Source organism: Brevibacterium yomogidense, assembly GCF_016107685.1.
Lineage (GTDB): Bacteria > Actinomycetota > Actinomycetes > Actinomycetales > Brevibacteriaceae > Brevibacterium > Brevibacterium yomogidense.
The window spans coordinates 1-5772 of sequence record NZ_JABASY010000012.1; the positions used below are offsets into that span (position 1 = coordinate 1).

The window sequence follows — 5772 nt, forward strand, 5'->3', positions numbered from 1 at the left end:
GGGGAGGGGTGGGGCGATCGACTACGGTGCAAACGTCCGTAAACAGCTCCTCGAGCTCATAGCCGGAATAGCTGCAGGGTGGATTCACCTGGAGATTGAGCGCGTCTATCCTTTCGAACATGCCGCAGAAGCGCTAGCACGCGTGCAGACGCGGCACGTTCGCGGGAAGCTGGTCTTGAGCGTCTGAGCCGCCGGGCATCTCGCCCCCTTCGTGTCGACAGGTAGGACGGTCGCTTCGACTGAACTTGCGGGAGATTCGCCACCCCCTTAAAATACTTGCTTGTGACAAGCAATGATAGCGAGCCGGGGGCCCTGCCCGAAGCGAACGAGATCCTGCAGGAAGTTGTGCGCACACTTCGCACGTTCCGGTCCGTCGGACAGCATCAGGGTCGGTACGCCCTCTCGGGGACGAAGGTCGGCATCCTCCAGTGCCTCACCTCCCAAGACGCCCGTGTCAGCGCTTTGGCGCATCAACTCTCGGTGTCCGTCTCTGTTGCCTCCCGGGCCGTGGAGGGCCTTGAGAGCGACGGGCTGGTCTGCCGCCACAGCGATCAAGAAGATGGCCGAGTCTCTGTCATCTCAATTACCCCCCGAGGCACTGCAGACCTTGCACAGCGCCACTACTACATCGCAGAGAGGTTCGCCTCCGTACTCGACGATTGGGCTCCCGCGAATACCGGGCAAGTCCTAGTAGTACTCCAACAGCTCAATGACCGACTCGACCGACTCGCAGATGTACTCGAGTCCGATGCAAGAGAAGCAGGAAGATCATGACGCAGACGTCCGCACCTTCGAAGACGCCGCAAGGCTTGTCCCACGCTGAAATTCGCCGTGTCATGACCGGCCTGCTCATAGCTCTATTCACTGCCTTGTTATCAACCACCATCGTGTCCACGGCTCTGCCGACAATCATGGCAGACCTGAACGGCACTCAGCGGGAATACACATGGGTCATTACGGCCAGCCTGCTCATGATGACCGTCAGCACTCCCATCTGGGGGAAGCTTTCTGACCTGTTCAACAAGAAGATCCTGGTGCAGACCACAATCGTGATCTTTGTAGCCGGCTCGCTCATCGCGGGCTTTGCTGGATCGATCGCCATCATGATCAGCGCACGCGTCGTGCAAGGCGTGGCCCTGGGCGGCCTTATGGCGTTGGTCCAAGCGATCATGGGCACAATCATTTCCCCGCGCGAACGTGGACGCTACTCCGGATACATGGGCGGCGTCATGGGCGTGGCAACTGTGTCTGGCCCGCTTCTGGGCGGGATCATCACCGATGGCCTGGGGTGGCGATGGACCTACTTCGTCTGTGTTCCACTTGCACTCATCGCATTCACCGTCATCCAGATGAGCCTTCGGTTAAACGAAGCGCCAAGACGTTCTGTCTCTATCGACTACTTGGGCGGTATCCTCATTGCCTGCGCGGCGGCACTGCCAATGCTGTGGGTCACATTCGCTGGCAGCGCGTACGAGTGGATCTCTTGGCAGTCCGCCGCGTTTGCTGCGGCTTTTGCTCTTGCGGCGGGTGGCACAGTGTTCGTAGAACTACGCGCAGCCGAGCCGATCATACCGATCCGTGTTCTGCGCAACAGTACGTCAGTACTAATGATCGTAGCGAGCCTCGCAGTCGGTGTCGCGATGTTCGGCCCGTCCGTGTTCCTCACGCAGTACTTTCAGCTGGGCAAGGGAGCTTCACCGACTGCGGCTGGCTTCCTGATCCTGCCCATGATTATTTGCCAGACTCTTTCGTCGATGATTGGTGGGATCCTCGTCACAAGAACGGGGCACTGGAAGCCAGTCATGCTTGTCGGCAGCCTCCTCATGGTCGTTGGGCTTGCGGGCCTGGGCCTCATCGATCATTCCACCGGCTATCTTTGGGCAGCTATTTCCATGGCTCTCGCTGGCGCTGGGGTAGGCATGCTCATTCAAAATATCGTCTTGGCGGTGCAGAACACCGTTGACGTCAAGGATATTGGGGCAGCGTCCGCGACCGTCGCATTCTTCCGGTCGCTTGGTGGAGCCGTGGGCGTGGCCGCGCTAGGCGCCGTGCTCACCCATCAGGTGGCGGCAGGGGTCCGTGAACGGATAGGTGGCGGTGCGGGCGCCGACGCTGGCGGAGACACTACTGATCTGGACCTCTCTGTGCTTCCGGCGCCCGTGCGGGAGGCGGTTCACAATGCTTATGCTGATGGCTTTGGCTACGTATTTCTGATTTCTGCGGCAATCGCGGTGATTACCGTGGTCTGCATACTGGTAGCGCGAGAGGCCGCCCTGCGAACCACTGTCTCAATGCAGCCCTCGGCACCGGAAAATTCGCTAGACGAGTGAGCAAAAGAAGCGCTTGATCACGCGGCGAGCGGGCCTCTGTCTGTGACTTCGTCTGCTAAATGGCGGGATTCTTGAGTCGCTTCGTGGCGGTCTTACTGACGAGCGATGGCCAGCCGGGTTGGTGTATCGCAAGTCGATCCCCAAGCGGGTTTGGCGGCGACTGTGGAGTGTAATCTCGTCAACTTTCCCGTTGAGCGCGGTCTGCCTCAGCCGCGACCGATGCTGGATCCAGCAGGCTGGGGTCGTGCTCGGCGAACAGACGATCCAGCGTTTGCTGCATGGCGGGGCACCCACCGGCGGCATGAGAGTGGGGACAGTCGCGGGCATTGGCCAAGAGCCGCTGGGCGCCGCGAGCGCGCCAGATGAGCGTCTCGACGCGGCCCATCTCCGCGTCGGCGATCGCGGGGCGCTCGGCGGGTGCGCTGTCGAGGATCTGCGTGGCCGTGCCCAGCGGCAGCCCGACGAAGCCCGCCAGGCGCAGGAAGGCCATACGTCTCAGCAGGTCACGATCTTAGCGGCGTTCCTCGCCAGGCTGTCGCCGGGGCGTGATCAGGCCCTGGCGTTCCCAGTAGCGCAGTGTCGACACTGCGATCCCGACCTCCGCGGCGGCGGTGCCGATGGCTAGCTGCATGACTGTCTCCTTGCCTTGAACCCAGGTGCAGGCTCCACAGTGGCAGACATGAGGGCCTCACCATGGACATCGCCGATCATCGTCGCGCTCCCGGTCGCGGTGCCGCTGCTGCGACGCCGTAGGCGTGCCCTGCGGGCCGTTGCCTTGTGCTCGACCGCCGTGACGATGGGGTTGCCACTGGCGCACGCACTCGAGATGCCAGCCCGCCGCCGCCTGGATGCCCGCCAGTGGTGGCTGACTCGCCTTCTGTACCTGCCCTGGTTCGGGCGTGCCGGCCACGCCGAAGGTGTCGCGCTGCTGGCAGCACCCGCCCTGGCCGGGCTCGTGCCATCGGCACGGCGATCGGCGTTGGCCGCCTGGGCACTGCTGCTCATCGCGAACCCCGGTGTGTTCCTACCGCTGGTGGCACCCACCAATCACCAGACCCTGCGACTGGTCGACCCGCCCGGCAACTGGCGGCAGCTGCGTGATCGCTGGGAGTTCGGCCACCTCGCTCGCTTCGCCTGCCACGCGGGCGCCTTAGGCGTGCTAGTCATCGAGGCCGCAGGTGACAGCTCGAACGAGCGATGAATCAGCAGCAGCATGTACGTGCTGGCCCTGCCGTAACTCGTTCCTGGATTCTGGCCGAGCTTCCCGTGGCCGTCCTGCTCGCACTCGCGGCCCTCAGCGTGGCATGGCCCGGCACGCACTTGGCGGCCTCGGTGTTGTGGCTGCTCGCAGTCGTCTGGAACGTCCAGACACGCGTCATTCCCTCGCTGCGGAACTGGGTCACACGGCGCCGCCCGTCACGCCTGCGCCTGGCCAGCTCGCGCCTGGTGCTCGTGCTCGCAGCTGCGGTGACCGTCAGCGGGATCGCGCGCTGGGCCGGAGCCTCCCCGTCCCAGACATGGCACGGAGGACTCAGCTGGACGCTGCTAACGGCCGTAGCCCTGCGCGTCGCCCTCGTCAAAGGTGCAACGCTGCGCCGCCGCCCGAACAAACGCGGGCCCGGGCGGTGACGAAGTCGCCCACCACCTGGCGATGCCGCAACCAGCGACAACCGGCAACCCGAACCGCAGAGTCACCTTCGCCCGTAGATGACCAGCTCCTATCGACACTCCATGGCGGACCCGGCTCCTGGAGCGGGTGACTGCACCGCCGTACGTTCGTTTGGGGATCCTTGACGGGGATAGATGAACGGTAAATCACTGAGCGAGACCGGTCATCGATCGTCCGTGTGGGTCGGTGAGTGCGCGCGGATGCCCGTCAACGGACAGGACGAACCGGCCATCGTCGGATCGGATGCTCGGAGACGGAAGCGCCGGGAGAACACCCTGGCCCTCGTTACTGACCCAGTGTCCGGGGAGGTCGTGGACCAGTCCGAGGAAATGTGAGCGGTCTTCGGGCGAGAGGTAGGCCAGCACGGCGCTATGGAAGACGACGAGCGTGGCGTCGGCTGGCGCTTCGTGGGCTAGGTCGGGAAGGGCCTCGATGAGGTTGCCCTGGACGATCCGCGGTGGGTCCCGCCGGGCGATGGCCAGGGCGTGTTGCAGACGTTCTAGACGATCTGGCTGTCCGGGCCAGATCAATGTCTCCAGCCAGGCGCAGGCCTCGTGGTCCATGACGTCGATAGGTGCTAGGTCGATTCCAGCCCGCCAGGCGATCTGCGGCATTGCCGAGGGGGCGGTGATGCCGGGACCAAGCTGGCTGGTGATGACTACTTCCGACGGGCCGTCCGCTGGGTCGAGATGGGTACCGTCGTCGTAACGGTAGGAGTAGAGATCCGGCAACAGGCACAGCCCGGCGGCCGCACCCACCTCGATCAAGGCGAGGGGCTGAGGCAGCCCTGCCAGGAACGGCAACAGGACGGCGCATCGGGCGGCCTCGTTGGTTTGCGTAGCGCGGGACATGATGGTGCGCCGGACCGGCTCCCACTGCTCCAGCATCGTGCGGCGGAAGGAGTCGTAGGTGCTGTCAGCGCCGTGGTGACGGGCAGCCGCAAAGACGAGGTTCGGCTGTCGCTTGGGACGCGGGAGCGTGTCGAGGAGGGTGAGAACCGCGTCGTCGTCGGCGACAGCGTTCGCCCAGGCCTCATAGACAGCAGAGATGCCATGTGCCTCACGATGGGCAAAGAGGCGGTAACCGTCCGCGGCGGGTCGTTCGCCACGGTGAATGCTTGGGTCCATAGGTCCACTGTGCACCAGATGCAGCCGGCACAGCACATCCGTCGTAGGGGTCTACAACCCAGTCGCGGTTTCCACCCCGGAGTCCCGGCGCGTCGAGACCAACAGACCGACCGGTTCGAGATCGGCCATGGCCAGGGACCAGCGGACAGCGCCATCTGAAGCGCGCTGACCTTCACGCGGCCCTTGCCGAGGTACTGGGCGAGGGCTCCCTGCACCTGAATCACACCGTCACCGTGGACTCTGAAGGCGCTCCGATTGTCAGTGTCGATGGCGGCAAGGAGACCTTTGACTTGGTCATCGCCGCTGATGGTTTGCGCAGCGACGCACGCAGTAGGTGGGGGTTGGACAGAGACGTCCGCTATGCCGGTTATACCGCCTGGCGCGGCGTCACTGCCTCACGCGGTCATCTGGCAAATGAGGCCGGTGAGACCTGGGGCAGGGGTGCCCGCTTCGGAATTGTTCCGCTGCCTGACGATCGGGTGTATTGGTTCGCGACGCTCTCGACACCGCCCGGTACGCAGTTCGACGATGACCATGAGACCTTGCGTGGCCGGTTTGGGTCGTGGCATCGACCGATCAGTGATCTGATCGAGGCCACACCGGAGGGCGCTGTACTGCGGCATGACATCTACGATCTGGCCTAATT

Annotated in this window: 9 protein-coding genes; 6 read left to right on the forward strand and 3 right to left on the reverse strand. The window is 63.9% G+C overall.

Translation table 11 applies throughout. From position 1 onward, the window contains the following. From JFC09_RS16090 to JFC09_RS16100, 3 genes are all read left to right on the forward strand, one after another. Positions 1–187: zinc-binding dehydrogenase (locus tag JFC09_RS16090; protein ID WP_198395068.1), on the forward strand; the 187-nt coding region annotated here is incomplete at its 5' end. Positions 188–345: 158 nt separating this feature from the next. Next, a complete protein-coding gene (locus JFC09_RS17115) occupies positions 346–774 on the forward strand; it encodes a MarR family winged helix-turn-helix transcriptional regulator (RefSeq protein ID WP_408610981.1) in 429 nt (142 codons plus the stop codon). Then, positions 771–2330 carry an MDR family MFS transporter gene (locus tag JFC09_RS16100; protein ID WP_198395070.1) on the forward strand — a complete coding sequence of 520 codons (1560 nt, stop codon included), beginning with the start codon at positions 771–773 and terminating at the stop codon, positions 2328–2330. Before JFC09_RS17115 ends, JFC09_RS16100 begins: the two co-directional genes overlap by 4 nt. 178 nt (positions 2331–2508) lie before the next feature. Here JFC09_RS16100 and JFC09_RS16105 read toward each other — a convergent pair whose 3' ends face one another. Next, positions 2509–2820: a hypothetical protein gene (locus JFC09_RS16105; protein WP_198395071.1), complete on the reverse strand. Its 312-nt coding sequence runs from the start codon at positions 2818–2820 to the stop codon at positions 2509–2511. A gap of 21 nt (positions 2821–2841) precedes the next feature. Next, complete coding sequence (locus tag JFC09_RS16110; RefSeq protein WP_198395072.1) at positions 2842–2961, reverse strand: MerR family DNA-binding transcriptional regulator; 120 nt, start codon at positions 2959–2961, stop codon at positions 2842–2844. Positions 2962–3009: 48 nt separating this feature from the next. Here JFC09_RS16110 and JFC09_RS16115 point away from each other — a divergent pair, with 48 nt between their 5' ends. Both JFC09_RS16115 and JFC09_RS16120 read left to right on the forward strand, forming a co-directional pair. After that, positions 3010–3531: a hypothetical protein gene (locus JFC09_RS16115; protein WP_198395073.1), complete on the forward strand. Its 522-nt coding sequence runs from the start codon at positions 3010–3012 to the stop codon at positions 3529–3531. Then, the gene (locus JFC09_RS16120; protein ID WP_198395074.1) at positions 3528–3959 is read left to right on the forward strand and encodes a hypothetical protein; all 432 of its coding nucleotides are present in this window, start codon (positions 3528–3530) and stop codon (positions 3957–3959) included. The genes JFC09_RS16115 and JFC09_RS16120 overlap by 4 nt, the downstream gene beginning before the upstream one ends. 186 nt (positions 3960–4145) lie before the next feature. On the opposite strand, the gene JFC09_RS16125 is transcribed toward JFC09_RS16120, so the two are convergent. After that, positions 4146–5126, reverse strand: coding sequence for a DUF2332 domain-containing protein (locus JFC09_RS16125; RefSeq protein ID WP_198395075.1), 981 nt, complete (start codon positions 5124–5126; stop codon positions 4146–4148). Positions 5127–5359: 233 nt separating this feature from the next. On the opposite strand from JFC09_RS16125, the gene JFC09_RS16130 reads away from it, so the two are divergent. Next, positions 5360–5770, forward strand: coding sequence for a flavin-dependent monooxygenase (locus JFC09_RS16130; RefSeq protein ID WP_198395076.1), 411 nt, complete (start codon positions 5360–5362; stop codon positions 5768–5770). Positions 5771–5772: the final 2 nt, after the last annotated feature.